Below are 25,181 nucleotides of genomic sequence, written 5' to 3' on the forward strand. Positions count from 1 at the left end.
GCGGCGCCGTCCGTCGACGGCGGCGGCGCCCGGCAGTCTGAACGAGAGTATTGAGTGAACGTTTTCTTCGAGGAATCGGGTAGTTTCAAGGCAGGCAGCGTGCTGTCGCGCCAGGGCGACGCGTTTCAGGTCGAGTTGCCCGGCGGGCGGCGCGCGAAGGTGCGCGCGAAGGACGTGCTGATCGAATTCGAGAAGCCCGCCGCGAGCGAGCTGATGCAGCAGGCCGACGAGGCCGCGCAGCAGATCGATCTGGATTTCCTGTGGGAGTGCGCGCCGGCCGAGGAATTCGCGTACACGGCGCTGGCCGCCGAATACTTCGGCGCGTCGTACGGCCCCGTCGAGCGCGCGGCGCTCGTGCTGCGCCTGCACGGCTCGCCGGTGTATTTCCGCCGCAAGGGGCGCGGGCAATACCAGCGCGCGCCGGAAGAGCAGCTCAAGATGGCGCTCGCGTCGCTCGAGCGCAAGCGCCAGCAGGCGCTCGTCCAGGCGCAGTACGAGGAAGAGCTGAAGGCTGGCCGGTTGCCGGAGGCGTTCAACGGCAAGGCGCTGTCGCTGCTGACGCGGCCCGACAAGAATTCGATCGAATACAAGGCGCTCGAGGCAGCGGCCGGCGCGCGTGGCGAATCGCCCGCGCGGCTGATGCTCGAGTGCGGCGGCATCGCGTCGGCGCGCGCGCTGCACGAGGCGCGCTTCCTCGCCGAGTTCTTCCCGCACGGCACCGGCTTTCCGGCCGTCGACGTCGGCGCGCTGCCGGAGGATCTGCCGCGCGCCGATGTCGAGGCGTTCTCGATCGACGACGTCACGACGACCGAAATCGACGATGCGTTCTCGGTCCAGCATCTCGCCGACGGCCGGGTGCGGATCGGCGTCCACATCGCGGCGCCCGCGCTCGGCATCGCGCGCGGCGACGCGATCGACGCGATCGCGCGCGCGCGCCTGTCGACCGTCTACATGCCCGGCGACAAGATCACGATGCTGCCGGACAACGTCGTCGACGCGTTCACGCTGAAGGAGGGCGATTACCGCCCGGCGCTGTCGCTGTACATCATCATCAATCGCGAGACGCAGGACATCGTCGCGAACGAGACGCGCGCCGAGTACGTGTTCGTCAAGAACAACCTGCGCCACAACACGCTCGATGAACTCGTCACCGAGGAGACGCTCGCCGCCGGCAGCGGCGACTATCCGCACAAGGACGACATCGCGGTGCTCTGGCCGCTCGCGCAGGCGCTGTTCGAAAAGCGCCAGCAGGCGCGCGCCGGCTACGGCCTCAAGCGCGAAGTGCAGCGCAACACCGATTACAACTTCTACGTCGACGGCGAGCACGTGTCGATCACGCCGCGCCGGCGCGGCTCGCCGCTCGACCTGATCGTCTCCGAGCTGGCGATCCTGTCGAACGCCACCTGGGGCGCGTTCCTGCACGACCACACGGTGCCGGGCATCTACCGCTCGCAGCGCGGCTTCGGCACGCCCGGCCCGAAGCGCACGCGCATGCAGACGACGGCCGCGCCGCACGAAGGGCTCGGCGTCCCGCAATACGCATGGAGCACGTCGCCGCTGCGCCGCTACGTCGACCTCGTCAACCAGTGGCAGCTGCTCGCGTGCGTGCAGCACGGCGTCACCGCGAAGCTCGCCGCGCCGTTCAAGCCGAAGGACGCGGATCTGTACGCGGTCGTGCAGGGCTTCGACGACACCTATTCCGCGTATGCAGACTACCAGCGCCGGATGGAATATTTCTGGTGCCTGCGGTGGCTTCGCCAGGAGGGCAGGCGGCAGGTCGTCGCGACCGTCGTGAAGGGCGATCTCGTGCGCCTCGAGGAGGTGCCGCTGCTGCTGCACGTGCCGGCGCTCGGCGTCCATGCGCGCGGCACGCGCGTGCTGCTCGACGTGATGTCGATCGACGAGCTGACGATCGAGGCGTCGGTGCGGCTGCTGAACGTGCTGGACGCGCCGGCCGTGACGAGCGGCGAAGCCGGCGAGGAGGAGGACACCGAAGCCGGCGACGAGGTGCTGCTCGACGCGGGCGACGCATCGGCCGAATCGGAGGCTGAAGCGCTCGCGGAAGCGGACGTGCCGGGCGAAGCGGAGCCGGACGGCGAAGCGGCGGCCAACAACGACAACGAGGAGGAGCGCGCATCATGAACCCGGCCCGGCCGACGAGCGAGCCCGACCGCTATGCGGTGTTCGGCAATCCGGTGGCGCACAGCAAGTCGCCGTTCATCCACGCGCAGTTTGCCGCGCAGACGGGCGAGCCGATCGTCTACGAGCACCGGCTCGCGGCGCTCGACGGCTTCGAGCGCGAGGTGCGCGCCTTCATCGCCGAAGGCGGACGCGGCGCGAACGTGACCGTGCCGTTCAAGCTGGAGGCGCACGCGCTCGCCGACACGCTGTCGCCGCGCGCGGCGGCGGCCGGCGCGGTCAACACGCTGCGTTTCGATGCCGACGGCCGCATCTACGGCGACAACACCGACGGCGTCGGCCTCGTCAGCGATATCGAGGCCAACCTCGGCGTGCGTCTCGCCGGCGCGCGCATCCTGCTGCTCGGCGCGGGCGGCGCGGCGCGCGGCGTCGTGCTGCCGATGCTCGACCGCGCGCCGCTGTCGATCACGATCGTCAATCGCACCGCCAGCAAGGCGGAGGCGCTCGTCGGCCAGTTCACGCAGGCGGCGCACGATGCCGGCTGCACGCTGTCGGGCGGCGGGCCGGAGACGGTGCGCGCGGAGCCTTACGACGTGATCGTCAATGCGACCGCGGGCAGCCTCGATGCGGCGCTGCCGGAATGCAACCCGGCGGCGTTCGGTCCGCACACGCTCGCGTACGACATGATGTACGGCGCGCAGCCGACCGTGTTCATGCAGCATGCGGCGTCGCTCGGCGCACGCGCCGCGGACGGGCTCGGCATGCTGGTCGAGCAGGCCGTGGAGTCGTTCTACGTGTGGCGCGGCGTGCGGCCGGACGGCGCGCCGGTGCTGGCCGCGCTGCGTCAGGCGCTGGCCGCGCACTGAGCGCGGCGAGACGGCGGGAATGGCGGCATTGAGCGGTTCGCAGCGCGTGCGCGCAGCCGGTCCGACCCGGTGGGTCGTCTATGCGGGGCTGGTGTTCGCCGGCGCGTGGCTGGCGACGCAGTTGTTCTATTTCGTGCAGATCGGCCTCTGGACGGTCGTGAATCCGGGTTCGACGGCGTTCATGCGCACCGATGCGTGGCGTCTGGCGCGCGAGGCGCGTGGAACGGCGTCGCCGGCGGGGCTGTTCGTGACGCCGATCCAGCATCAATGGGTGCCGTACGACCAGATCTCGCGCAACCTGAAGCGCGCGATCATCGCGTCGGAAGACTCGACCTTCGCGACCAACAACGGCTACGAGGTCGACGCGATCCTGCAGGCGTGGGAAAAGAACAAGGCGAAGGGCCGCATCGTCGCGGGCGGCTCGACGATCACGCAGCAACTCGCGCGCAACCTGTTCCTGTCGCGCGAGAAGAGCTATATCCGCAAGGGGCAGGAACTGATCATCACGTGGATGCTCGAGACGCTGCTCGACAAGGAGCGGATTTTCGAGATCTATCTGAATTCCGTCGAATGGGGGCAGGGCGTGTACGGCGCCGAGGCCGCCGCACGCCATTACTACCGGATTCCCGCCGGCCGGCTAGGCGCGTGGCAATCGGCGCGGCTCGCGGTGATGCTGCCGAAGCCGCGCTATTTCGACGCGCATCGCGGCACCGCGTACCAGGCGCAGCGCGCGGCGATCATCGCGCGGCGGATGGGCGCGGCGGCGTTGCCGCAATCCGAATAGCCCGGCGGCATCGCCGTGCTTCGCGTCGTCCGACGCAGGTAAAATACGCGGTCTACCAACGGATTGACGCGAGTATCCGCCATGTCTTCCCCGCTTACTTTCATCGAATCGCTGCGCGCCGCATGGCAGCGCACGAATTCGCTGCTGTGCGTCGGTCTCGATCCCGAGCCGACGCGCTTTCCCGCCCAGTTCGACGGCCAGCCCGACGCGATCTTCGAATTCTGCCGGCAGATCGTCGACGCGACCGCCCCGTATGCGAGCGCGTTCAAGCCGCAGATCGCGTACTTTGCCGCGCATCGCGCGGAAGATCAGCTCGAGCGCCTGATCGCGCACATCCATCTGCAGCATCCGGGCCTGCCGGTGATCCTCGACGCGAAGCGCGGCGACATCGGCAGCACCGCCGAGCAATACGCGCGCGAAGCGTTCGAGCGCTATCGTGCGGACGCAGTGACGGTGAACCCGTACATGGGCTTCGATTCGGTCGAGCCGTATTTCGAGCACGACGGCAAGGGCGTGATCGTGCTGTGCCGCACGTCGAATCCCGGCGGCTCCGACCTGCAGTTCCTCGAAACCGGCGGCCGCCCGCTGTACCAGGTCGTCGCGGACCTCGCGGCAAACAAGTGGAACGCGAAGAACGGCCAGCTCGGCCTCGTGGTCGGTGCGACGTTCCCGAAGGAAATCGAGATCGTGCGCGGCATCGTCGGCGACATGCCGCTGCTGATTCCGGGCATCGGCGCGCAGGGCGGCGACGTGCAGGCGACCGTCACTGCCGGCCGCACGGCCGACGGCGCCGGGATGATGATCAACTCGTCGCGCGCGATCCTGTACGCGAGCCGTGGCGAGGATTTCGCCGAAGCCGCGGCGCTCGCCGCGCAAAAAACCCGCGACACGATCAACGCGTATCGCTGAGCGGGGAGCCGGGGCGGCGCGGGCGTGCCGCCGTCCCGGTTCGCACGCTGTTTCTGCTGATGCCGGAGCGTCTTGTTTCGCCGGGGCGCCATCCGTCGATCTCCGGAACCGGCCTTCGACGGCCGGGCCAGCTTGCGGCGCGCCGCGCGCGCATCGCCATCGCCATCGCCATCGCCATCGCCATCGCCATCGCCATCGCCATCGCCATCGCCATCGCCACGGCTCGCCTGAGTCACCTCGCAGGCGCTGACGCATCCGGACAAATTCCCGTCGTTTCCGCACTGCACGGCCGCGCGCCAAACGCGCGATGCTGCCGGTTGTCATTTGTCTTTCGTCATGCTGACAAAAAGGAGCGACGCGATGCCGATGCAGCCCCGGCGTATCCTGACCGCGCTTGTCGCTTTCCTGTGCGCGGCGTTCGCCCACGCGGCGGAGCTCGCGCACTGGCCGGCCGACAGCGCGAAGGCGTTGAACGAGATGATCGCCGCGCATGCGCATCGCGGCGACTATGCGGTGTTCGACGCCGATAACACGACGTATCGCTACGACCTCGAGGAGGCGCTGCTGCCGTATCTGGAAAACCGGGGCGTGCTGACGCGCGAGACGCTCGACCCGTCGCTCAGGGTGATCCCGTTCCACGACGCGCCGGACTACCGGGAATCGCTGACGAGCTACTACTACCGGCTCTGCGAGATCGACGACCTCGTCTGCTACCCGTGGATCGCGCAGGCGTTCGCGGGCTTCACGCTCGCCGAGCTGAAGACGCACGTCGATGCAATGCTCGCCGACGGCAAGCCGGTTCCCGTCCGATACTGGCGGCGCGGCGCGGTGGTCGACGGCATGGTGAACCCGCCGCGTGTCTTCAAGGGGATGCAGGAGCTGTACAACGCGCTGCACGAGCACGGTATCGACGTCTACGTGATGACGGCCGCGCACGAGGAGCTTGCGCGGCTCGTGCTGGCCGACCCGAAGTACGGCTACAACGTGAAGCCGGAAAACGTGATCGGCGTGACAACGCTGCTGCGTAACCCCGCGACAGGCGCGCTGACGACGTCGCGTCTGCAGATCCGGGCCGGCCGATACGACGAATCGGCGAACCGCGCGCTCGTGGTCACACCATTCCTGATGAACCCGATGACGTGGTACGAAGGCAAGCTCGGCTCGATCGTCGGCTGGATCGATCAGTGGAAAAAGCCGGTACTGGTCGCCGGCGACACGCCGATGTCGGACGGCTACATGCTGTTGAACGCGACCGATGTCGCGCGCGGCGGCCTGCGCGTGTGGGTCGACAAGAAGGACGCGCAGATGACGCAGATCCGCGCGTGGTCGGACGCGTCCGCCGAGCGCCAGAGGGCGCTTGGCCAGCCGGTGACGGCGGACCGGAACTGGATCGTCGTGAAGCCCGACGCGATTCAGTGAGCGGCGCCGGTGGCCCATCGTCCGGCGGGCGGCGGCCGCCCTCGCGCGTCAGCGCTCGTGTTCGTCGAGCAGCTTCAGCAGTCCGCGCAGCGCATGCGTGGTCGCCTGCGTGCGGATCTGTTCGCGGTCGCCCTTGAACACGACGGTCTCGATGTCGGTATGGAGCCGGTTGCTCCACGCGAACGACACGGTGCCGACCGGCTTCTTCTCGCTGCCGCCGGCGGGCCCGGCGATGCCGGTGACGGCGAGCGCGACCTGCGCGCGGCTGTTGCGCAGCGCCCCTTCGGCCATCGCGCGCGCGACCGGCTCGCTGACGGCGCCGTGCTTGTCGATCAACTCGGCAGGCACGCCGATCATCTCGCTCTTGGCCTGGTTCGAGTACGTGACGAAGCCGCGCTCGAACCACTGGCTGCTGCCGGAAATGTCGGTGATCGCGGCGGCGATCATGCCGCCGGTGCAGGATTCGGCGGTGGCGAGCATCAGGTGCTCGTCACGCAGCTTGTTGCCTGCGCGGATCGCAAGCTGATGGACGACGGAATCGGTTGCCATGCGAATACGGATCGGAAGGTCGAAAGGGCGTCACCCGGCGAACGCATGCCACAGCGCGATGACGAGCAGCGTCATGAACGCGGCGATCAGGTCGTCGAACATGATGCCGAAGCCGCCTTTCAGGTTGCGGTCGAAATAGCGGATCGGCGGCGGCTTGACCATGTCGAAGAAGCGGAAGACCAGGAACGCCGCGAGCTGTCCGGTGAAGGTCGCCGGCGTGACGAACAGCAGCACGAGCCAGATCGCGACGATCTCGTCCCAGACGGCCGGGCCCGGATCGGCGATGCCCATCTTCTTCGCGGTGAAGCCCGTCATCCAGATGCCGGCGACGAAGCCGGCCGCGATCACCACCCACCATTGGGGCACGGTCAGGTAGCGGTTGAGCGCGACGAACGTGAGCCAGCCGAACAGCGTGCCGAACGTGCCGGGCATGAACGGCGCGAGGCCGCTGCCGAACCCGAGCGACACGATGTGCACCGGGTGCGAGAACATGAAGCGCACGGTGGCGCGCTGCGGAGCGCGCGGCGCGGCGTCGTCGGCCGGGGCGCGCGGGGGCGTCGGGTCAGTCTGCATGGAAATGGTCGAAGCCGTGCAACGTGAGGGGAAGCGGCGCGCCGGCGGCATCGCGCCACGCGATTGCGGGCCGCTCCGACGGCGCGGACAAGCCGCGTATTGTACCGATTCGCGTGACCGCGACGCCCGCCGCGGCGCCTGCCGCGTCGATCGCGGCGCGCGCGGCGGCGGGCGCCGTGAAGCACAGTTCGTAGTCGTCGCCGCCGGCGAGCGCGCAGCGCCGCTGCACGTCGGGCGGCAGCGTCGCGAGCGCGGTCGAGCGGGGCACCGCGTCGGCGTCGACCTCGGCGCACACCCGCGAGCGTTCGAGGATGTGCTGCAGATCGCCCGCGAGGCCGTCCGAAATGTCGAGCGCCGCGTGCGCGACCCCCGCGAGCGCGCGTCCGAGCGCGATGCGCGGCTCGGGGCGCTCGAGCGCGGTCTTGAACGCGGCCGCCTCGTCCGGGCCGGCCGTCCATTCGCCGCGCGCGACGCCGAGCCCGGCGCGCGCGTCGCCGAGCGTCCCGGACACCCAGACGTCGTCGCCGTCGCGTGCGGCATCGCGCCGCAGCACGGCGTCGGGCGCGACCTCGCCGAGCACGGTGATGCACAGGTTGAGCGGCCCGCTCGTCGTGTCGCCGCCGATCAGCGCGCAGCCGAAGCGCTCGGCGAGCGCGAACATGCCGTCGCTGAACGCCTCGAGCCACGCCTCGTCGGCGCGCGGCAGCGCGCACGCGAGCGTGAACGCGCGCGGCTCGGCGCCCATCGCCGCGAGGTCGGACAGGTTGACCGCGAGCGCCTTGTGCCCGAGCGCGCCGGGCGCGACGTCGGGGAAGAAATGGCGGCCCTCGACCAGCATGTCGGTCGAAATGGCGAGCAGCTTGCCCTGGCGCGGCGCGATCAGCGCGCAATCGTCGCCGATCCCGAGCGTGGCGGCGCTCGCGGCGCGCGCCGCGCGGCCGGCGAAGAAGCGGTCGATCAGTGAAAACTCCGAGAGGGCGGCTGGCACGGCTGACAAGATCCGGGGAAGCGGTTGATTTGACGGCATTGTACGGGGCGAAGCGCCTGATTCCGGCGTCGTTCGCTGCGTTTTTGTGACAACGGCCGTACCCGAAGCGCAGGTTGGGGGGCAAGGATTGGCGCTACAATGCACCGACTCGTTATTCTAATCCGCACGTCACGAGACACATGTCCAGCTCCCAATCCTCCAAAGCCAAACTGCGCGAAGCCGCGCTCGACTATCACGAATTCCCGACCCCGGGGAAGGTTGCCATCGCGCCGACCAAGCAGATGATCAACCAGCGCGACCTCGCGCTCGCGTACTCGCCGGGCGTCGCGTTCGCGTGCGAAGAGATCGTCGAGAACCCGCTCAACGCAGCCCGCTTCACCGCACGCAGCAACCTCGTCGGCGTCGTGACCAACGGCACCGCGGTGCTGGGCCTCGGCAACATTGGCCCGCTCGCGTCGAAGCCGGTGATGGAGGGCAAGGCGGTGCTGTTCAAGAAGTTCGCCGGCATCGACGTGTTCGACATCGAGCTGAACGAGTCGGACCCGCACAAGCTCGTCGACGTGATCGCCGCGCTCGAGCCGACCTTCGGCGGCATCAACCTCGAGGACATCAAGGCGCCGGACTGCTTCATCGTCGAGCGCGAGTGCCGCAAGCGGATGAAGATCCCGGTCTTCCACGACGACCAGCACGGCACCGCGATCGTCGTCGCGGCGGCGGTCACGAACGGCCTGAAGGTGGTCGGCAAGGACATCAAGGAGGTCAAGCTCGTCTCGTCCGGCGCGGGCGCCGCGGCGCTCGCCTGTCTCGACCTGCTGGTCGACATCGGCCTGCCGCTCGAGAACATCACCGTGACCGACCTGGCCGGCGTCGTCTACAAGGGCCGCACCGAGCTGATGGACCCGGACAAGGAGCGCTTCGCGCGTGAAACCGACGCCCGCACGCTCGCCGAGGTGATCGACGGCGCGGACATCTTCCTCGGCCTGTCGGCCGCTGGCGTGCTGAAGCAGGAGATGGTCAAGGTGATGGGCCCGCGCCCACTGATCCTCGCGCTCGCGAACCCGACCCCGGAAATCCTGCCGGAGCTGGCGCTCGAAGTGCGCCCCGACGCGATCCTCGCGACCGGCCGCACCGACTATCCGAACCAGGTCAACAACGTCCTGTGCTTCCCGTTCATCTTCCGCGGCGCGCTCGACGCCGGTGCGACGACGATCACCCGTGAAATGGAGATCGCCGCCGTCAACGCGATCGCCGAGCTGGCGCAGCAGGAGCAGAGCGACATCGTCGCGACCGCCTACGGCATCCAGGATCTGTCGTTCGGGCCCGAATACCTGATTCCGAAGCCGTTCGACCCGCGCCTCATCGTCAAGATCGCGCCGGCCGTCGCGCAGGCCGCGATGGACGGCGGCGTCGCGACGCGCCCGATCGAGGACATGGACGCCTACCAGCAGCATCTGCAGCAGTTCGTCTACCACAGCGGCACGACGATGAAGCCGATCTTCCAGCTCGCGCGCAGCGTCGCGGCCGGGAAGAAGCGCGTCGTGTTCGCGGAAGGCGAGGAAGAGCGCGTGCTGCGCGCGGTGCAGATCGTCGTCGACGAAAAGCTCGCGACGCCGATCCTGATCGGCCGCCCGGCCGTGATCGAGCACCGCATCCAGCGCTACGGCCTGCGCCTCACGCCGGGCGTCGATTTCACGATCGTTAACACCGAGCACGACGAGCGCTATCGCGATTTCTGGCAGACCTATTACAAGATGATGGCCCGCAGGGGCATCAGCGAGCAGCTCGCGCGCGTCGAGATGCGCCGCCGCACGACGCTGATCGGCTCGATGCTGGTGAAGAAGGGCGAAGCGGACGGCATGATCTGCGGGACGATCAGCACGACGCACCGCCACCTGCACTTCATCGACCAGGTGATCGGCAAGCGCGCCGGCTGCAGCGTCTATGCGGCGATGAACGGCCTCGTGCTGCCCGGCCGCCAGATCTTCCTCGTCGACACACACGTGAACGTCGATCCGACCCCGGAGCAGCTCGCCGAGATCACGATCATGGCGGCGGAGGAAGTGCGGCGCTTCGGCATCGAGCCGAAGGTGGCGCTGCTGTCGCATTCGAACTTCGGCACGAGCAACGCGCCGTCGGCGCAGAAGATGCGCGATACGCTCGCGATCCTGCAGGAACGCGCGCCGGATCTGAAGGTGGACGGCGAGATGCACGGCGATGTCGCGCTCGACGCGGCGCTGCGCAAGGAAATCCTGCCGGAATCGACGCTGGAAGGCGAGGCGAACCTGCTGATCCTGCCGAACATCGACGCGGCGAACATCGCGTACAACCTGCTGAAGACGGCCGCGGGCAACAACATCGCGATCGGGCCGATCCTGCTCGGCGCGGCGAAGCCGGTGCACGTGCTGACCGAATCGGCGACCGTGCGCCGGATCGTCAACATGGCTGCGCTGCTGGTTGCCGACGTGAACGCGGTGCGTTGAGCGAAATAGCCGGCAGAAAGAAAAAAGGCGTGCCCGCAAGGGCACGCCACCGGGAAATGCGCTCGCGCGCGGCCCGCAAACAACTGCAGCATCCCTCCACTCCGGGTTGAGAGCGTGGCAAGGAGGCAGAGACTTGCCAATCGAGCGATGCCGGAGTCATTTTATCCTACAAAAGATAAAAATAGCGAGAATACGGTAAAAATTCCTGATTCGATGTCCTGCTCGGCTTTCAACTCCCAAACGAACATTGATTCGCGCGGACAATAGCGCTACGCTTACGCCTTTACTGGTCGTCAACTACTTGATTTAACAGCGGGAACCCAGGCTTATGGCACGCAAGTGGCTCCGCAACGGCGCGCTCGCGTCCGTCTTCGCGATCGTCGCGATGGGTAACGTCGGCATGCCGACGGGCAGTCTGGTTTCCGCCGCCTGCGCAAGGGAAGCCGCCACGGCCGACGTGGCCGCCGCACCGATCGACACGATCCCGTCCGCCCGGCTCCCGCGCGAAGCCGTGACCACGCTCGGCCTGATCACCGCCGGTGGCCCCTACCCATACGAGAAGGACGGCATCGTGTTCGGCAACCGCGAGCGGATCCTGCCGAAGGCGCGGCGCGGCTATTACCATGAATACACGGTGCCGACGCCGCGCGCGCGCAACCGCGGTGCCCGCCGGATCGTCTGCGGCGGCCTGCTGCGCCGGACCGACAACTGTTATTACACCGGCGACCACTACGCCAGTTTTAAACGTATTGTTGAATGACTTCGGGATGAACGGCATGAGCGACTCCATCTACGCGCACGACATGTCGTCGGCGGCGGATCTGTTCGCCGCCGGCGACGGCAACCTGTTTCAGCGTGTCATGCAGATGCGCATGGCGGCGCAAGCCGGCGACGCGCCGGCGCAGGAAGCCAGCCCCGGGCTTTCACCGAACGAGGAGCCTATGAGCCTTTTCACGACCTTGCGACCGAATCTCGTGCAGTCGATCCGCGCGTTCCGCGTGCAGGATCTCGCCGACGAAGCCAGCCGGCTCGGCCAGCATTTCCTGTATGCGTATTGCGGTGCCGCGCAATCGAAGCAGGAAGTGCTGGAGACGATCGCGACGTCGTTCCTGTTCCCGAAGCATTTCGGGAAGAACTACGACGCGTTGTTCGACTGTCTGACCGATCTCGTGCACAAGGCCGGCGTGCAGCCCGGCTTCGTGATCGTGCTCGAAGGCCTGCCGATCGCGCAGAAGTTCGACAAGGAAGGCCGTGAGACGCTGCTCGACGTGTTTCGCGAGGCGGCCGAGTTCTGGGCCGAGCGCAAGATCGCGTTCCGGGTGTTCTACTCGTTCGCGTAAGCGCGCGTTTCCGGCCGCAAGTCAGCCCGCCTTCGAGCGGGCTTTTTTGCGCGCGCGAATCGGGCATGCGAGACGGGGGCGACGCATCGCCCCACGCCGATTCCGGCCCTTTATCGAGCCGCGCAAGCGGCGGCGCTTACCACCCGCCCCAGCGCGCCGCCAGCGCGGCGAGCACCGCGGCGCCCGCTGTCTCGGTGCGCAGCACGCGCGGCCCGAGCGACATGGCGGTGAAGCCGCGCGTGCGCGCCGCGTTTTCCTCGTCGGGCGACAAGCCGCCTTCCGGTCCGATCAGCAGCGTGACCGGCGCGGCGGGCGGCGTGTCGGGCAGCGACGCGAACGCGATGCTCGCGCGCGGCGACAGCAACAGCCGAAGCTCGCCGTCGGCCGGCGTATCCGGCAGCGCGTCGAGCCATGCGTCGAAGCCGCGCACCGGCGCGACGTCGGGCACGCGGTTGCGCCCGCACTGTTCGCACGACGCGCGCACGATGCCGCGCCAATGCGCGACGCGCTTGTCCGCGCGCTCGCCGGACAGCCGCACCACGCCGCGCGCGGTCGACAGCGGCGCGATCGCCGCGACGCCGAGCTCGACGGCCTTCTCGATCACCCAGTCCATCTTGTCGCCGCCGGCGATGCCCTGCGCGAGGGCGATGCGGTACGGAGGCTCCGCCTCGGCGGGCTCGAACGCATCGACCTGTGCGGTCGCGCTGCGCTTGTCGAGCTCGGCGAGCCGCGCGCGGTACTGGCCGCCCGTGCCGTCGAACAGCGCAAGCGCGTCGCCGGGTTGCAGCCGCAGGACCTGCACGTGACGCGTGACGTCGGGCGGCAGCATGACGACGCCATCCACGCGCAGCGCGGCGTCGACGAAAAAGCGCGGCACGGCCGCGGTCGTGGTCGCAGCGCTCATGCGTCGAGACGGCGTGCGAGCGCCCAGCGGTAGCCGTCGAGGTCCTCGACCTGCGCGAAGCGGTCGCCCCAGAACTGGTCCGGCGCGGTCAGCGACTTCGCGCCGGCGTCGAGCGCGCGCCGGTACGTCGCGTCGACGTCGTCCACGTACAGATAGAAGGATTGCGGCGCGGTCATGAACGCGCTTTTCGGCGTCAATGCGGTCGAGCCGAACGCGCCCTCGGGCGCGAACATCACGATCAGGTGTTCTCGGTAGGTCATCTCGACATGCATGATTGCGCCGTCCTCGTCGAGCACGTCGCGCAACGCGAAGCCGAAGGCGGCCTTGAAGAAATCGATTGAAGCGCGCGCATTGCGCACGGCCAGATAAGGTGTCAACCAAGGCACGTTGGCCGGACGTGGGTCGGTCATCAGGAGTCTCCCTGCGAGGCGGAATGCAAGAGACGGTTCGCGCATGGCGAACCGCCCCTAACGACGAACGCCAAGTGTATCGCGCAGCGCGCGCGGCAGCGTGAAGAGGGCCGGATGCAGCCGGGCGTCGTAGTAGCGCAGCCCTTCGATCCCGCGGTCGGCGAGCCGCTCCTCGACGTCGTGCGCGAACAGCGCGGCTGCGTCGAGCGTGTCGCTCGCGATCGCCATCAGCCACATGGAGCCGTACAGCGGCACGTGCGCGGACAGCGGATCGACGACCGCGAAGCATGCGCGCAGGTCGTCGAGCAGCGCGGCGATGCGAGCGGCATGGAAGACCGGCGAGCCGAGGTGCATCGAGATCGCGCCGCGCGGCGTCAGGATTCGCTTCAGGCGCAGATAGAAGTCGCGCGTGTAGAGTCCGGCGGCCGGCGAGTCCGGCGGCGTGAGGTCGAACACGACGAGATCGAAGTGCTCGACGGTCGACGCCACGTAGTGCGCGGCGTCGCCGATCACGACTTCGACGCGCGGATCGTCGAGCGCGCCCTGGTGCACGTCGTCGAGATAGCGGCGCGCCATGCCGATGACCTGATCGTCCAGCTCAGCGACGACGATGCGCTCGATGCACGCATGCTTGAGCAGCTGGCGCGCCGCGCCGCCGTCGCCGCCGCCGAGCACCAGCGCCTTCCTGGGCGACGGGTGCGCGAGCGCGGCGGGATGCGTCATGCACTCGTGATAGATGTATTCGTCGCCGACCGAGGTCATCGGCCGGCCGTCGAGCGTGAAGAGGCGGCCGAGCTGCGGCGTCTCCCACACTTCGATCTCCTGATGGGGCGACGCGACGTGCGCGAGCCGCCGCGCGTGCGGGAAGCCGTAGGCGGAGTCGGGCGTCGGGTGGAAGAGAAGCGTGGTGCTCACGGGAAGGCCGCGCCGGGCGGGCTATTCGAACCTTCCAATTATAGAGGGCGTGAAGCGAGACGGGAAACCGAGCCCGCGCGCACCATCGCCGGGGGGATTCCCGGGCCATCTGTTAAAATGACCGGCTTTGCAGCCCCGTCCGTTGGCTCCGTCCGCTTCGCGTGCTCCAGGCGCCGCACCGCGCGCCGGGGGCGGCTGGCCCCGAGCTTCCGGATGCCGCCCGTGCCCCGTTTTTCGACTCGTTCACCGGACTCGACATGACGACTTCGTCTCCTTCCACCCCCACCCTGATGGCCAATGCGATCCGCGCGCTCGCGATGGACGCCGTCCAGCAAGCGAACTCCGGTCACCCCGGCATGCCGATGGGCATGGCTGAAATCGGGGTCGCACTCTGGTCGCGCCACCTCAAGCACAATCCGGCGAACCCGCACTGGGCGGACCGCGACCGCTTCGTGCTGTCGAACGGCCACGGCTCGATGCTGCTGTACGCGCTGCTGCACCTGACCGGCTACGACCTGCCGATCGGCGAGCTGAAGAACTTCCGCCAACTGCACTCGAAGACGCCGGGCCACCCGGAATACGGCATCACGGCGGGTGTCGAGACGACGACGGGCCCGCTCGGCCAGGGTCTTGCCAACGCTGTCGGCATGGCGCTCGGCGAAGCGCTGATGGCCGCCGAGTTCAACCGCGACGACGCGAAGATCGTTGATCACCATACCTATGTGTTCCTCGGCGACGGCTGCCTGATGGAAGGCATCTCGCACGAAGCCTGCTCGTTCGCCGGCACGCTGAAGCTGAACAAGCTGATCGCGCTGTACGACGACAACGGCATCTCGATCGACGGCGACGTCGTCAACTGGTTCCACGATGACACGCCGAAGCGCTTCGAGTCGTACGGCTGGAACGTGATCCCTGACGTGAACGGCCATGACGTCGACGCGGTCGACGCGGCGATCGCGAAGGCGAAGCTGTCGGACAAGCCGACGCTGATCTGCTGCAAGACGCGCATCGGCGAAGGCGCCGCGACGAAGGCGGGCGGCCATGACGTGCACGGCTCGCCGCTCGGCGCGGAAGAAATCGCGAAGACGCGCGAGGCGCTCGGCTGGAAGTGGGAGCCGTTCGTGATTCCGCAGGAAGTCTATGCGGCGTGGGATGCGAAGGAAGCCGGCACGCGCCGCGAATCCGACTGGAACGCGGTGTTCGGCCAGTATCGCGCGAAGTATCCGCAGGAAGCCGCCGAATTCGAGCGCCGCATGGCGGGCAAGCTGCCGGCCGACTGGGCCGGGAAGGCCGCGGCGATCGTCGCCGGCGCGAATGCGCGCGGCGAAACGGTCGCGACCCGCAAGGCGTCGCAGCAGGCGATCGAAGGCCTCGCCGCCGTGCTGCCGGAACTGCTCGGCGGCTCCGCCGACCTGACCGGCTCGAACCTGACCAACTGGAAGGCATCGAAGCCGGTGCGCGCCGGCGAGAACGGCATCCAGTGGGGCAACCACATCAACTACGGCGTGCGCGAATTCGGCATGAGCGCCGCGATCAACGGCCTCGTGCTGCACGGCGGCTACAAGCCGTTCGGCGGCACGTTCCTGACGTTCTCCGACTACAGCCGCAACGCGCTGCGCGTCGCGGCGCTGATGAAGGTGCCGTCGATCTTCGTGTTCACGCACGATTCGATCGGCCTCGGCGAGGACGGCCCGACGCACCAGTCGATCGAGCACGTCGCGAGCCTGCGCCTGATTCCGGGCCACGATGTCTGGCGTCCGGCCGACACGGTCGAGACGGCGGTCGCATGGACCTACGCGGTCGCGCATCAAGGCCCGTCGAGCCTGATCTTCAGCCGCCAGAACCTGCAGTTCAACGAGCGCACCGACACGCAGATCGCGAACATCGAGAAGGGTGGCTACGTGTTGCGCGACTGGGACGAGGAAATCGTCGCGCGCAAGATCATCCTGATCGCGACCGGCTCGGAAGTCGAGCTGGCGATGAAGGCGGTCGAGCCGCTCGCGCGGCAGGGCATCGCGGCGCGCGTGGTGTCGATGCCGGCGACGACGGTGTTCGACCGTCAGGATGCCGAATACCGCGAGCGCGTGCTGCCGCACGGCGTGCGCCGCATCGCGATCGAGGCGGGCGTGACGAGCTTCTGGCACAAGTACGTCGGCCTCGAGGGCGGCGTGGTCGGGATCGACACGTTCGGCGAGTCGGCGCCGGCAGGCGTGCTGTTCAAGCACTTCGGCTTCACCGTCGACAAGGTGGTCGAGACGGCGAAGGCCGTTCTGGCATAAGCAGCCCCGGCGCGGCACGCGTCAGGCGCGCGCCGCGTCGCGCCGCTGCATGAAACGAATTTTTTCAGCCATCAGGAGATAGACATGACGATCCGCGTTGCAATCAACGGATACGGCCGTATCGGCCGCAACACGCTGCGTGCGTTCTATGAAAACGGCAAGAAGCACGATCTCGAGATCGTCGCGATCAACGACCTGGGCGACGCGAAGACCAACGCGCACCTGACCCAGTACGACACCGCGCACGGCAAGTTCCCGGGCGAAGTGTCGGTGGACGGCGACTACCTCGTCGTCAACGGCGACCGCATCCGCGTGCTGGCGAACCGCAACCCGGCCGAGCTGCCGTGGGGCGAGCTGGGCGTCGACGTCGTGCTGGAGTGCACGGGCTTCTTCACGACGAAGGAAAAGGCGAGCGCGCACCTGAAGGGCGGCGCGAAGAAGGTGATCATCTCGGCACCGGGCGGCAAGGACGTCGACGCGACGGTCGTCTACGGCGTGAACCACAACGTGCTGAAGGCCGAGCACACGGTCATCTCGAACGCATCGTGCACGACGAACTGCCTCGCGCCGCTCGTCAAGCCGCTGAACGACAAGATCGGCCTCGAAACCGGCCTGATGACGACGATCCACGCGTACACGAACGACCAGGTCCTGACCGACGTGTACCACGAAGACCTGCGCCGCGCGCGCTCGGCGACGCAAAGCCAGATCCCGACCAAGACGGGTGCGGCCGCAGCGGTCGGCCTCGTGCTGCCGGAACTGAATGGCAAGCTGGACGGCTACGCGATCCGCGTCCCGACCATCAACGTGTCGGTCGTCGACCTGTCGTTCATCGCGAAGCGCGACACGACGGTCGAGGAAGTCAACGCGATCATGAAGGAAGCGTCGGAAGGCGCGCTGAAGGGCATCCTCGGCTACAACGAAGCACCGCTGGTGTCGATCGACTTCAACCACAACCCGGCTTCGTCGACGTTCGACGCGACGCTGACCAAGGTGTCGGGCCGTCTCGTCAAGGTGTCGAGCTGGTACGACAACGAGTGGGGCTTCTCGAACCGCATGCTGGATACGGCGATCGCACTCGCGAACGCGAAGTAATCCCGCGCGACGGCCGGCCGCCGCGAGGCGGCCGCCAGCGCGACCGAGCCCGGTCCGGCGTCAGCCGGCCGGGCTTCTTTTTTGCGCGCGCGCTCAGCGGCCCGGCGTCGGGAAGTGGACGCCCGCGCGCTGCGCGGCATTCGAGATGTGGGCCTCGATCGCGAGGCCGGCTGCGGCCGGGTCGCGGGCGATCAGCGCGTCGAGGATCGCGCGGTGCTCGTGATAGGTGCTCAGCACCAGATCGCGCCGGTAGAACGGCATGCGCTGGCTTTCCTTCATGATGTCCGCGCTGCCGCGCAGGATCGACTCGATCGCCGCGTTGCCGGCGAGGCTGACGATCCGCATGTGGAAATCGAAGTCGAGCTGCGATGCGTCATCGAGCGCATTGCCGGTCAGCGCCGCCTGCAGCGCCGCGAGGTTGTCCTCGAACCAGGCGATGTCGCCGTCGGTGACAACGCGTGCGGCCATCCGCGCCGCGAAGCCTTCGAGCGCATAGCGCATCTGGTAGGTGTCGGGCAGTGACGACTGCCCGGCGAAGCGCCACGCGTGGCCGGCCGACGCCTGCGCGCTTTCGACGTAGACCCCCTTGCCCGCGCGGATGCGCAGCATGCCGAGCGCCTCGAGTGTCGACAGCGCCTCGCGCAGCGACGCGCGGCTGATCTCCAGTTCCCCGGACAGCTGGCGCTGGGCCGGCAGCAGGCTGCCGACCGGGTAGACGCCGGCCTCGATCCGGTCGCGGATCGTCGCGATCGCGGCGTCGGTCACGGTGTGCGGAACGTTCTTCATGATGTCGTGGAAGGCTGGTCTGACCGGCATTGTAATCCGCGCGCGCGGCGTGCGGCCGCGCATCGGGAAAGTCATGATCCGCCCGGTTCCCGCAGCCCGCCAGCGGCGGCGAAAGTGCGGGTAATCCCTGTTTTGTTCTCGCTTGACGCGCCGATATCGGCTTCCTACCATCCAGCATGACCTGACTGGTCATACCAGTATGAACAGACGAAACTGAAACCGTTGGACCGGGAGAGCGTCGTGTCGAAATTCTTCAATTCGCTGTTTGGTCGGGTCGTCATCGCATTGGTCATCGGGGTCGCGCTCGGCGCGTGCTTCCCGCAGTTCGCCGAGTCGCTGCGGCCGCTCGGCGACGGCTTTCTGAAACTCATCAAGATGGTCATCGGCCCGATCGTGTTCTGCGTGGTCGTGAGCGGGATGGCCAATGCGGGCGACCTGAAGAAGGTTGGCCGGGTCGGCCTGAAGGCGGTCGTCTACTTCGAGGTGATGACCACGCTCGCGCTCGCGATCGGCCTCGTGCTCGCGTGGCTCACGCGGCCGGGCGTCGGGATGAACGTCGACCTGCGTTCGCTCGACGCGGCGTCGCTCGCGTCGTACGCGAAGAACGCCGAGGGCCTGAAGGACACGGCCGGCTACCTGCTGAAGATCATCCCCGAGACGGCGATCGACGCGTTCGCGAAGGGCGACATCCTGCAGATCCTCGTGTTCTCGGTGCTGTTCGGCTCCGCGCTGTCGCTGCTCGGCGACAAGGCCCGCCGCGTCAACGGCCTGATCGACGAGCTGTCGCAGGTGTTCTTCCGCGTGATGGGCTTCATCATCAAGCTCGCGCCACTCGGCGTGCTCGGCGCGATCGCGTTCACGACCGGCAAGTACGGCGTCGCGTCGCTCAAGCAGCTCGGCTTCCTCGTGATCGTGTTCTACCTGAGCTGTTTCGTGTTCGTCGCCGGGGTGCTCGGCATCGTGATGCGGCTCGCGGGCTTTTCGGTGTTCAAGCTGATCCGCTACCTGCGCGAGGAGCTGTCGATCGTGCTCGGCACGGCGTCGTCCGACGCGGTGCTGCCGCAGGTGATGCGCAAGCTCGAATACATGGGCGTGAAGGATTCGACCGTCGGCCTCGTGATTCCGACCGGCTATTCGTTCAATCTCGACGGCTTCTCGATCTACCTGACGCTCGCCGTGCTGTTCATCGCGCAGGCGACCAACACGCCGCTGTCGACGCACGACCTGATCGTCGTGCTGCTGGTGTCGCTCGTCACGTCGAAGGGCGCGCACGGCATCCCCGGCTCGGCGATCGTGATCCTCGCGGCGACGCTGTCGGCGATTCCGGCGATTCCCGTGCTCGGCCTCGTGCTGATCCTGCCGGTCGACTGGTTCGTCGGCATCGCGCGCGCGCTGACCAATCTGCTCGGCAACTGCGTTGCGACGGTCGTGGTCGCCGTGTGGGAAAACGACATCGACCGGGCGCGCGCGAAGCGCGTGCTGGACCAGGAGCTGCGCTACGTGCCGGCGGGCGAGCCCGCGCCGCTCGCGGGCGACGAGGCCCACGCAGTCTGATCATTCCCGCTATATTGGTGCCGGCGCCGTGCGCCGGCTGTTCAGTCAAACGTCCCCAGGAGACGACATGGCCGCCCCGATTTCCGACCCGAACGCGCCTGCCTTCACGCGCCGCTACATGAACCTTGCCGATCCGCGCGTCGGTGCGAAGGCGCTGTTCGCGAGCGACGAGTTCTTTGCGCCGAAGGAGCGCATGCTGAACCCGGAGCCGGCCGTCTTCATCCCCGGCAAGTACGACGATCACGGCAAGTGGATGGACGGCTGGGAGACGCGCCGCAAGCGCACCGCCGGCCACGATTTCTGCGTGATCCGCCTCGCGCGGCCCGGCGTGATCCACGGCGTGGACCTCGACACCAGCCATTTCACCGGCAACTTCCCGCCCGCCGCGTCGATCGAGGGCTGCATCGCCGACGGCGACGCGCCGCCCGACCACGCCGAATGGCGCACGGTGGTCCCCGCGACGACGCTGCAGGGCAATCAGCACCACTACGTGCCCGTCGCCGATCCGCACGCGTATACGCACCTGCGCGTGAACCTGTACCCGGATGGCGGGCTCGCGCGGCTGCGCGTGTACGGGCAACCGCAGCGCGACTGGAGCCGCGTGCCGCAGGGCGAGCCGGTCGATCTCGCCGCGATCGAGAACGGCGGCTACCTGGTGGCCGCGAACAACCAGCACTTCGGCGCGGCGTCGCAGATGCTGATGCCGGGGCGCGGCGTCAACATGGGCGACGGCTGGGAGACGCGGCGGCGCCGCGAGCCGGGCAACGACTGGGCGATCGTCGCGCTCGCGCGGCCGGGCATCATTCGCCGCGTCGAGGTCGATACCGCGCACTTCAAGGGCAATTTCCCGGACCGCTGCTCGCTGCAGGCCGCGCACGTCACGGGCGGTACCGACGAGTCGCTGGTCACGCAGGCGATGTTCTGGCCCGAACTGCTCGGCGAGCAGAAACTGTCGATGGACAGCGTCCACACGTTCGACCCGCTCGCCGCGCTCGGCCCGGTCACGCACGTGCGCTTCAACATCTTCCCGGACGGCGGCGTGTCGCGCCTGCGTCTGTGGGGCGAGCCGGCCTGAGGAGGCGACGATGGCCACGCGTCCGACATTGCGCGTCGAGCGCCTGACCCGCGACGCGTTCGCGCCGTTCGGCGACGTGATCGCGCTCGAAGGCGCGCGGCATTTCCCGATCAACGGCGGCACGACCGAGCGCTTTCACGATCTCGCGTCGATCGACGTGTGCGAGGCGGGCGGGCGACCGCTCGTCAGTGTGTTCCGCGCGCAGCCGCGCACGCTGCCGATCGGGATCGCGATGATGGAGCGCCATCCGCTCGGCAGCCAGGCGTTCATTCCGCTCGCGGCGGTGTCCCGCTACGCGATCGTGGTCGCGCCGGCGGGCGAATTCCGGCCGGAGCGCATGCGCGCGTTCGTCGCCGAGGGCTGGCAGGGCGTGAATTACGCGAAGGGCGTCTGGCACCATCCGTTGCTGGCGCTCGACGCGGTCAGCGACTTCGTCGTCGTCGATCGCGGCGGCACGCAGCCGAATTGCGATGAAATCGCGCTCGACCGCGTCTGGCAGCTCGCATTCGGCGAGGATCGCGCGAGCGCGGCCTGATGCCCGCCCCAAAGACGGACGGCCCGGGCGGCATGCGCCGGCCGGGCCGTGTCGGGCGCGGCGCTCGCGCGCCGCTCAGTGCTTGCGGTGCGGGCAGTTTTCCGTCGTGCAGGAACCGTACAGCGCGAGCGAGTGCTCCTGGAGCTTGAAACCGCGTTCCTGCGCGATCGCATGCTGGCGGCGCTCGATCTCGGGGTCGAAGAATTCCTCGACCCGGCCGCAGTCGAGGCAGACGAGGTGATCGTGGTGCGAGCCCTCGTTCAGCTCGAACACGGCCTTGCCGGATTCGAAGTTGCTGCGCGTCAGCAGGCCGGCCTGCTCGAACTGCGTCAGCACGCGGTAGACCGTTGCCAGCCCGATGTCGAGCTGTTCGTGAAGCAGGTTGCGGTAGACGTCTTCAGCGGTCAGGTGACGCACCTGGCTTTGCTGGAAAATCTCGAGAATCTTGAGGCGCGGTAGGGTGGCCTTCAGCCCGATATTTTTGAGATCCGTCGGATTGGTCATGGCTCGGCGTCCCTAGAGTACAATGCAGGGCTTCAATGTTACCGGCTTTTCGCCGTTCCAGAAACTCGCGCGGCCTGCGGGACGGGCCAGCACGGTGAGGGAAATGATTCGAGAATCTCTTTCGCACATTAAGAGGAGCCGCATGCGGAGTGCCATCATCGCTGTCGCGGCCGTCGCCGCGCTGGCCGGTTGTTCGTCCTATGACAACGTGACGCAGCGCATCGCGCAGAGCATTACCCCGTACCGGATCACGGTCGTGCAGGGCAATTTCGTGTCGCAGGAAAAGGTCGCGCAGCTGCAGGCCGGCATGACCCGCGACCAGGTCCGGGCGCTGCTCGGCACCCCGCTCCTGGCCGACATGTTCCACGCGGACCGCTGGGATTACATCTTTTACTTCAAGCGCGGCTCGACGGCCGTCGTCCAGCAGCGCGATCTCGTGCTGACGTTCTCGGGCGACCGCCTCGAAAGCTGGACGGGCGCCGACAACCTGCCGTCGGAGCTCGACCTGCTGGCCGACATCGACGGCGACCGGCGCGGCAAGAAGCAGCCGAAGCCGAAGCAGCCGGCCGCCGCGAGCACCGCGGCCGCGAGCGAAGCCAGCGCCGTGCAGGCGGCGAGCGCGCCGGCCGACATGCCGGAGGAAGTTGTCTCCGGCGACGCGAACGCGAAGGCCGCCCGCGCGGCCAACCGCGCGACGAGCCAGGTGTCCGGCCAGGGCGCGAACGCGCGGCGCTTCACGCCGTCCGCGCAGGCGTCGGCCGGCGCGCCGGTGCCGGGCGGCCAGCCGCCGGGCACGAACCCGACGATCCAGCCGCAGTTCCAGTTCCATCGTCCGCCGCAACCGACGGTGTCGAACGAGGCGTCGCCGCCCGTCGGCCCGCACGGTTCGGATGCGTTGCCAAACCAGCCGCTCACCGCGCCGGGCGCGTCCCAGTAAGCGGGCGGTTTCACGGAAACGGGGCGGCGTGCGCCGCCCATTCTTTTACCTGTCGTGCAGAAAGCCATGAAGATTGCGATTGCCGGTGCGTCGGGCCGTATGGGCCGGATGCTGATCGAAGCCGTTCTCAATGATTCCGACGCGCAGCTCGTCGGCGCGCTCGACCGCGCCGGCTCGCCGCAGCTCGGCCAGGACGCGGGCGCGTTCCTCGGCAAGGAAACCGGCGTCAAGCTGAGCGACGATCTCGACGCGGTGTTCGCGCAGGCCGATTACCTGATCGACTTCACGCGTCCGGAAGGGACGATCGCGCACGTCGAGGCCGCGCTGCGCCACGACGTGAAGCTCGTGATCGGCACGACCGGCTTCACCGACGCGCAAAAGGCGACGCTGAACGCGGCGGCCGGCAAGCTCGGCATCGTGTTCTCCGCGAACATGAGCGTCGGGGTCAACGTCACGCTCAAGCTGCTCGAATTCGCCGCGAAGCACTTCTCGCAAGGCTACGACATCGAGATCATCGAGGCGCACCACCGCCACAAGGTCGATGCGCCGTCGGGCACCGCGCTGATGATGGGCGAGGTGGTGGCGGGCGCGCTCGGCCGCTCGCTCGACGACTGCGCGGTGTACGGCCGCCACGGCGTGACGGGCGAGCGCGATCCGTCGACGATCGGCTTCTCGGCGATCCGCGGCGGCGACATCGTCGGCGATCACACCGTGCTGTTCGCCGGCACCGGCGAGCGCGTCGAGATTACCCACAAGTCCGCGAGCCGCGTGTCGTACGCACAAGGCGCGCTGCGCGCGGTGCGCTTCCTGTCGGAGCGCGGCGCGGGCCTGTTCGACATGCAGGACGTGCTCGGCCTGCGCTGACGCGCGGCCCGGAAACCCCGATGGCAGCCCCCACCGGCGTTCTCCACTATCTCGAAAGCGGCGATGCGGTCACGCACGCCGTCGCCTACGTGCTGCTGGCGATGTCGATCGCGAGCTGGTGCTTCCTCGTCGTCAAGGCCTGGGTGCTGATCCGCGCGAAGCGGCAGGGGCCGGGCGCGCTCGCCGCGTTCTGGCGCGCGCCGACGCTCGAGGCCGGCATCGGGGCGCTCGCGGCGGCCGATCGCGAACAGGTGTTCCTGCCGCTCGCCGAAGCGGCGCGCGACGCGGCACAGGCGCACGATCCCGCCGCGCTGGCGGCGCGCGTCGAGCGCAGCGAGCGGGTGTTGCGCGCGCTGCGTCACGCAATGCAGCGGTCGCAGCGCCGCCTCGAATTCGGCCAGGTGCTGCTCGCGTCGATCGGCAGCACCGCGCCGTTCGTCGGGCTGCTCGGCACGGTCTGGGGCATCTACCACGCGCTCGGCAGCATCGCCGCGAGCGGCCAGGCGCAGATCGAGAGCGTCGCCGGCCCGGTCGGCGAGGCGCTCATCATGACGGCATTCGGGCTCGTGGTCGCGATTCCGGCCGTGCTCGCATACAACATCCTCGGGCGCCTGGTGCGCCAGCTCGTCGAGGATCTCGACGGCTTCGCGCGCGACCTGCACGTGTTCGTGTGCGCGGACGCCGCCTGACGCATTCGTCCGGAGGAGCGGCACATGGCATTCGGCGGACTCGACCATCACAAGACGTCCGCGCCGATGGCGGACATCAACATGACGCCGCTGATCGACGTGATGCTCGTCCTGCTCGTCATTTTCATCGTCACCGCGCCGCTGATGACGCACGCGATCCGGCTCGACCTGCCGAAAGTCGCGGCCGGGGCCGCGCGCGCGACGCCGCAGGCGATCACGCTGTCGATCGACGACGCCGGCAGGATCTATTGGGACGCCGCGCCGGTCGCGCTCGACGCGCTGCCCGCGCGCTTTCGCGCGGCCGCCGCGGCAGGCGAGCCGCCCGAGCTGCGTCTGCGCGCGTCGCGCGCAACCCGCTACGACGTGATCGCGCAGGTGATGGGCGCGGCGCAGGCCGCGGGCCTGTCGCGCATCGGCTTCGTGACCGAGCTGCCGTCGCAGGCCGGCGCTGCCGCCGCGCCGTCGCGCCGCTGAGCGCGGCCGTGCCCGCGACGCGGGCCGACCGGGCCGGCGCGGACGGTATAATCGTCGTTTTTCCCGGTGGCCGGGCGATGCGCCTCGTCACCGGCCGGTTTCCGGCAGCCTGG

General features: G+C 68.4%; 26 protein-coding genes. 17 read left to right on the plus strand and 9 right to left on the minus strand.

Going from position 1 to position 25,181, the window contains the following annotated elements; genetic code table 11:
* The first annotated feature begins 54 nt into the window (after positions 1-54).
* The 4 genes from LIG30_RS01595 (at position 55) to pyrF (ending at position 4,698) form a co-directional block, all read left to right on the plus strand.
* Complete coding sequence (locus LIG30_RS01595; RefSeq protein ID WP_038709082.1) at positions 55-2,142, plus strand: ribonuclease catalytic domain-containing protein; 2,088 nt, start codon at positions 55-57, stop codon at positions 2,140-2,142.
* Positions 2,139-3,005, plus strand: coding sequence for a shikimate dehydrogenase (aroE, locus tag LIG30_RS01600; protein ID WP_038709084.1), 867 nt, complete (start codon positions 2,139-2,141; stop codon positions 3,003-3,005). The genes LIG30_RS01595 and aroE overlap by 4 nt, the downstream gene beginning before the upstream one ends.
* A gap of 19 nt (positions 3,006-3,024) precedes the next feature.
* On the plus strand, positions 3,025-3,789 hold the full coding sequence (gene mtgA, locus LIG30_RS01605; RefSeq protein ID WP_038709086.1) for a monofunctional biosynthetic peptidoglycan transglycosylase: 765 nt from the start codon (positions 3,025-3,027) through the stop codon (positions 3,787-3,789).
* An 81-nt stretch (positions 3,790-3,870) separates the two neighbouring features.
* Positions 3,871-4,698: an orotidine-5'-phosphate decarboxylase gene (gene pyrF / locus LIG30_RS01610; protein ID WP_038709087.1), complete on the plus strand. Its 828-nt coding sequence runs from the start codon at positions 3,871-3,873 to the stop codon at positions 4,696-4,698.
* Here the strand turns inward: pyrF and LIG30_RS26910 are convergent.
* On the minus strand, positions 4,682-4,912 hold the full coding sequence (locus tag LIG30_RS26910) for a hypothetical protein (protein ID WP_162491943.1): 231 nt from the start codon (positions 4,910-4,912) through the stop codon (positions 4,682-4,684). The two genes, pyrF and LIG30_RS26910, sit on opposite strands and share 17 nt — an antisense overlap.
* A 146-nt stretch (positions 4,913-5,058) precedes the next feature.
* Here LIG30_RS26910 and LIG30_RS01615 point away from each other — a divergent pair, with 146 nt between their 5' ends.
* A complete protein-coding gene (locus LIG30_RS01615; RefSeq protein WP_038709090.1) occupies positions 5,059-6,117 on the plus strand; it encodes a hypothetical protein in 1,059 nt (352 codons plus the stop codon).
* Between the two features lie 48 nt (positions 6,118-6,165).
* On the opposite strand, the gene LIG30_RS01620 is transcribed toward LIG30_RS01615, so the two are convergent.
* Genes LIG30_RS01620 through thiL form a run of 3 tightly spaced genes read right to left on the minus strand, consistent with a single transcriptional unit; the run spans position 6,166 to position 8,266 of the window.
* Complete coding sequence (locus tag LIG30_RS01620; RefSeq protein ID WP_038709091.1) at positions 6,166-6,666, minus strand: CinA family protein; 501 nt, start codon at positions 6,664-6,666, stop codon at positions 6,166-6,168.
* 30 nt (positions 6,667-6,696) lie between these two features.
* Positions 6,697-7,239 (minus strand): phosphatidylglycerophosphatase A family protein, encoded by a 543-nt coding sequence (locus tag LIG30_RS01625; protein WP_038709093.1) that lies wholly within the window; start codon positions 7,237-7,239, stop codon positions 6,697-6,699.
* Positions 7,229-8,266, minus strand: a complete 1,038-nt coding sequence (gene thiL / locus LIG30_RS01630; RefSeq protein WP_152985965.1) for a thiamine-phosphate kinase — start codon at positions 8,264-8,266, stop codon at positions 7,229-7,231. The genes LIG30_RS01625 and thiL overlap by 11 nt, the downstream gene beginning before the upstream one ends.
* Positions 8,267-8,406: 140 nt before the next feature.
* On the opposite strand from thiL, the gene LIG30_RS01635 reads away from it, so the two are divergent.
* From LIG30_RS01635 to LIG30_RS01645, 3 genes are all read left to right on the plus strand, one after another.
* Positions 8,407-10,707 (plus strand): NADP-dependent malic enzyme, encoded by a 2,301-nt coding sequence (locus LIG30_RS01635; protein WP_038709095.1) that lies wholly within the window; start codon positions 8,407-8,409, stop codon positions 10,705-10,707.
* 328 nt (positions 10,708-11,035) lie between these two features.
* Positions 11,036-11,467, plus strand: a complete 432-nt coding sequence (locus tag LIG30_RS01640; RefSeq protein ID WP_038709096.1) for a ribonuclease — start codon at positions 11,036-11,038, stop codon at positions 11,465-11,467.
* A 16-nt stretch (positions 11,468-11,483) separates the two neighbouring features.
* Positions 11,484-12,047 carry a barstar family protein gene (locus tag LIG30_RS01645; RefSeq protein WP_038709198.1) on the plus strand — a complete coding sequence of 188 codons (564 nt, stop codon included), beginning with the start codon at positions 11,484-11,486 and terminating at the stop codon, positions 12,045-12,047.
* Between the two features lie 136 nt (positions 12,048-12,183).
* On the opposite strand, the gene LIG30_RS01650 is transcribed toward LIG30_RS01645, so the two are convergent.
* Genes LIG30_RS01650 through speE form a run of 3 tightly spaced genes read right to left on the minus strand, consistent with a single transcriptional unit; the run spans position 12,184 to position 14,276 of the window.
* Entirely contained in the window at positions 12,184-12,951 is a 768-nt protein-coding gene (locus LIG30_RS01650; protein ID WP_038709098.1) for a 16S rRNA (uracil(1498)-N(3))-methyltransferase, read from the minus strand.
* Complete coding sequence (locus LIG30_RS01655) at positions 12,948-13,361, minus strand: VOC family protein (RefSeq protein WP_038709100.1); 414 nt, start codon at positions 13,359-13,361, stop codon at positions 12,948-12,950. Before LIG30_RS01655 ends, LIG30_RS01650 begins: the two co-directional genes overlap by 4 nt.
* A gap of 57 nt (positions 13,362-13,418) precedes the next feature.
* Positions 13,419-14,276, minus strand: a complete 858-nt coding sequence (gene speE, locus LIG30_RS01660) for a polyamine aminopropyltransferase (protein ID WP_038709102.1) — start codon at positions 14,274-14,276, stop codon at positions 13,419-13,421.
* Between the two features lie 257 nt (positions 14,277-14,533).
* Between speE and tkt the strand changes: the two genes are divergently transcribed.
* Together tkt and gap are read left to right on the plus strand one after the other, a co-directional pair.
* Positions 14,534-16,555 (plus strand): transketolase, encoded by a 2,022-nt coding sequence (gene tkt, locus LIG30_RS01665; protein WP_038709200.1) that lies wholly within the window; start codon positions 14,534-14,536, stop codon positions 16,553-16,555.
* Positions 16,556-16,639: 84 nt separating this feature from the next.
* Positions 16,640-17,650, plus strand: a complete 1,011-nt coding sequence (gene gap / locus LIG30_RS01670) for a type I glyceraldehyde-3-phosphate dehydrogenase (RefSeq protein ID WP_038709103.1) — start codon at positions 16,640-16,642, stop codon at positions 17,648-17,650.
* A gap of 93 nt (positions 17,651-17,743) precedes the next feature.
* Here the strand turns inward: gap and LIG30_RS01675 are convergent, their stop codons facing one another.
* On the minus strand, positions 17,744-18,466 hold the full coding sequence (locus LIG30_RS01675; protein WP_083493851.1) for a FadR/GntR family transcriptional regulator: 723 nt from the start codon (positions 18,464-18,466) through the stop codon (positions 17,744-17,746).
* A gap of 210 nt (positions 18,467-18,676) precedes the next feature.
* On the opposite strand from LIG30_RS01675, the gene LIG30_RS01680 reads away from it, so the two are divergent.
* The 3 genes from LIG30_RS01680 to LIG30_RS01690 all read left to right on the plus strand — a co-directional run bounded on the left by LIG30_RS01680 (position 18,677) and on the right by LIG30_RS01690 (position 21,600).
* Positions 18,677-19,990 carry a C4-dicarboxylate transporter DctA gene (locus LIG30_RS01680; protein ID WP_038709202.1) on the plus strand — a complete coding sequence of 438 codons (1,314 nt, stop codon included), beginning with the start codon at positions 18,677-18,679 and terminating at the stop codon, positions 19,988-19,990.
* Positions 19,991-20,057: 67 nt separating this feature from the next.
* Complete coding sequence (gene alc, locus LIG30_RS01685; protein WP_038709107.1) at positions 20,058-21,065, plus strand: allantoicase; 1,008 nt, start codon at positions 20,058-20,060, stop codon at positions 21,063-21,065.
* Between the two features lie 10 nt (positions 21,066-21,075).
* Entirely contained in the window at positions 21,076-21,600 is a 525-nt protein-coding gene (locus LIG30_RS01690) for an ureidoglycolate lyase (protein ID WP_038709108.1), read from the plus strand.
* Between the two features lie 75 nt (positions 21,601-21,675).
* On the opposite strand, the gene fur is transcribed toward LIG30_RS01690, so the two are convergent.
* Positions 21,676-22,104: a ferric iron uptake transcriptional regulator gene (gene fur, locus LIG30_RS01695; RefSeq protein WP_038709109.1), complete on the minus strand. Its 429-nt coding sequence runs from the start codon at positions 22,102-22,104 to the stop codon at positions 21,676-21,678.
* A 142-nt stretch (positions 22,105-22,246) separates the two neighbouring features.
* Between fur and LIG30_RS01700 the strand changes: the two genes are divergently transcribed.
* The 4 genes from LIG30_RS01700 (at position 22,247) to LIG30_RS01715 (ending at position 25,068) form a co-directional block, all read left to right on the plus strand.
* Positions 22,247-23,041, plus strand: coding sequence for an outer membrane protein assembly factor BamE (locus tag LIG30_RS01700; protein ID WP_038709112.1), 795 nt, complete (start codon positions 22,247-22,249; stop codon positions 23,039-23,041).
* A gap of 66 nt (positions 23,042-23,107) precedes the next feature.
* Positions 23,108-23,905, plus strand: a complete 798-nt coding sequence (gene dapB, locus LIG30_RS01705; RefSeq protein ID WP_038709113.1) for a 4-hydroxy-tetrahydrodipicolinate reductase — start codon at positions 23,108-23,110, stop codon at positions 23,903-23,905.
* 20 nt (positions 23,906-23,925) lie between these two features.
* Complete coding sequence (locus tag LIG30_RS01710; RefSeq protein WP_038709116.1) at positions 23,926-24,594, plus strand: MotA/TolQ/ExbB proton channel family protein; 669 nt, start codon at positions 23,926-23,928, stop codon at positions 24,592-24,594.
* A 24-nt stretch (positions 24,595-24,618) separates the two neighbouring features.
* Positions 24,619-25,068: an ExbD/TolR family protein gene (locus tag LIG30_RS01715; RefSeq protein WP_038709119.1), complete on the plus strand. Its 450-nt coding sequence runs from the start codon at positions 24,619-24,621 to the stop codon at positions 25,066-25,068.
* Positions 25,069-25,181: the final 113 nt, after the last annotated feature.

Source organism: Burkholderia sp. lig30 (assembly GCF_000687455.2).
Lineage (GTDB): Bacteria > Pseudomonadota > Gammaproteobacteria > Burkholderiales > Burkholderiaceae > Burkholderia.